The sequence below is a fragment of the Nocardiopsis sp. RV163 genome, assembly GCF_001029525.1.
In the GTDB taxonomy this organism is placed as follows: Bacteria; Actinomycetota; Actinomycetes; order Streptosporangiales; family Streptosporangiaceae; genus Nocardiopsis; species Nocardiopsis dassonvillei.
The window spans coordinates 1-2,030 of the sequence record NZ_LEKI01000315.1 but is presented as its reverse complement, the minus strand read 5'-3'; the positions used below and the strand labels follow the sequence as shown (position 1 = coordinate 2,030).

1 protein-coding gene and 2 pseudogenes are annotated in these 2,030 nt (G+C 74.6%); all 3 read left to right on the top strand.

The features are described from left to right. Positions 1 to 513, top strand: a pseudogene (locus ABD54_RS26400) (dual specificity protein phosphatase family protein); the annotation flags it as partial. Between the two features lie 245 nt (positions 514 to 758). After that, entirely contained in the window at positions 759 to 1,475 is a 717-nt protein-coding gene (locus ABD54_RS26395) for a septal ring lytic transglycosylase RlpA family protein (protein WP_047872263.1), read from the top strand. Between the two features lie 130 nt (positions 1,476 to 1,605). Then, positions 1,606 to 2,030: pseudogene (locus ABD54_RS26390) on the top strand (ATPase); the annotation flags it as partial.

Here is a 2,030-nt window from a genome sequence, read left to right as displayed (position 1 = left end):
CCCTTCGCCGTCCCCCATCCCCTGGACCCGGGCGTCCTGCTGGGCAACCTCGACCACCTGCGCGCCCATCCCGACACCGTGGACGCCGCGGTCTCGCTGTGCCGCACCCACCCCAGCGACGCGCCCCACCTGCCCCCAGCCGACTGGGTACGGGTGTGGCTGCACGACCGCAGGGGCGCCAACTCCCACCCGCACTTCACGCTGGACGAGGCCGCAGCCGCGGTCGCGGCCCTGCGCGCGGAGGGCAAACGCGTCCTGCTGCACTGCTGGGCGGGCGCCTCGCGCACCCCGGCCGTGGCCACCCGCTACGCCGTCACCGCCCTGGGAGCCCCCGTCCTGCCCACCCTGACCGCCATGATCCGCGCCGTGGGCGGGCACCTGGACAACCCCAGCCTGTCCAGCGCCGTCGCCCGGCTCAGCGGCGTGGACCTGCCCGACCCGGCCGCCACCCTCTTTCCCGAGGGCGTGCCGCCCCGGCGCCCCGAACTGCCCGAACCCCACATCACCGGGTGACGAACACCACCGAACCCCGAGGTGACAAGTTCCACAAACCCCCTCTTTCCGGTACCGTTACCCTCGCGTTACCCCTAGGATCTGCGCCCAGAACCCCGCGCACCATCCGGCGGCCCGCTCCAGGCGCCGCGACCTCCCGCGACCCGGGGCGCCGCACCATCCGCGCACCCGCCACGGCAACCGCGCGCCCCATCCCGGAGCACCCGCGCCGCCACGCCCTGTTCCCGTTCGAAGGACTATCCGTCGTGGGCACACACCAGCCCCAGAACCCGTCGGCCGAAGAAGAGGCCACCCGCGCCGACGCGCCCGTGGGCCCCCGCGTGGCCGCCAAGCGCTCCCGCCGCAAGCGCACCCTGATCCTGGCCTCGGCCACCGGAGCCGCGCTGCTGGTGGGCGGCACCGCCGCCGCGGCCGTCATCGCCACCGGCGCCGACCCGGGCAGCGCCACCAACGCCGCGGGCGCCCCCCAGGCCGACCCGGACCCGCTGGTCGCCGACGACGCCACGCCCAACGCCGGCCAGGAGCAGCGCCAGCTCGCCGAGGAGGCCGTCGGCTCCGCCACCCAGCGCTCCAGCACCGACGCCTCCGGCATCCTCGAAGAGCCCGAAGAGGAGCCCGAGGAGGCCGAGGAGCCCGCCGCCGACACCGGCGCCGAAACCGAGTCCACCGGCCAGGGCGGCTCCTGCCAGGCCTCCTACTACGGGACCGACTTCGCCGGACGCACCACCGCCAACGGCGAGACGTTCGACCCCAACGCCATGACCGCCGCCCACAAGACCCTGCCCTTCGGCACCCAGGTCCAGGTCACCAACCCGAGCAGCGGCGAATCCGTGACCGTGCGCATCAACGACCGCGGCCCCTACGTCGACGGACGCTGCCTGGACCTGTCCACCGCGGCCTTCGACCAGATCATCGGCACCGGAGCCGGTGTGGGCCAGGTCGAGTGGCAGGTCGTGGGCTAACGCCCCGTCCGCACCCGTACGCGCCGCGGCGGCCCTTGGGCGGGCCGCCGCGCGTGTGGACTCCCACACGTCACCGCTTCATGGCACAATCCCCAGCACCCACACCAACACCACACAGGGGAGCAGGGGCGTGTTCCGCACCACCACCGGCTGGGTCGTCTCACCCACCGACCTCGTCGACACCCTGGAGTGCGACCACCGCAGCGCCCTGAAGACCGCCCTGGCCGCCCGCGTCGAAGGCGCACCCGCCCCCGCCGACATAGACCCGCTCGTGGCCCAGCACGGCCTGGCCCACGAACAGGCCGAACTCGAACGCCTCAGCGCCCTGGTCGAGGTCGCCCGAATGCCCGACCCCCACCCCGAGGACGCCTCCCTGGCCGCGGCCGCCCAGGCCACCGCCGACGCCATGGCCACCGGAGTCCCCGTCATCTACCAGGGCAGCTTCCACCACCGCCTCACCGAACCCGACCCCGGCGGACGCACGGTGTCCTTCCACGGCCGCGCCGACTTCCTCATCCGGTCCGACCTGGACCCCGCCACCGGCCGCACCCGCAC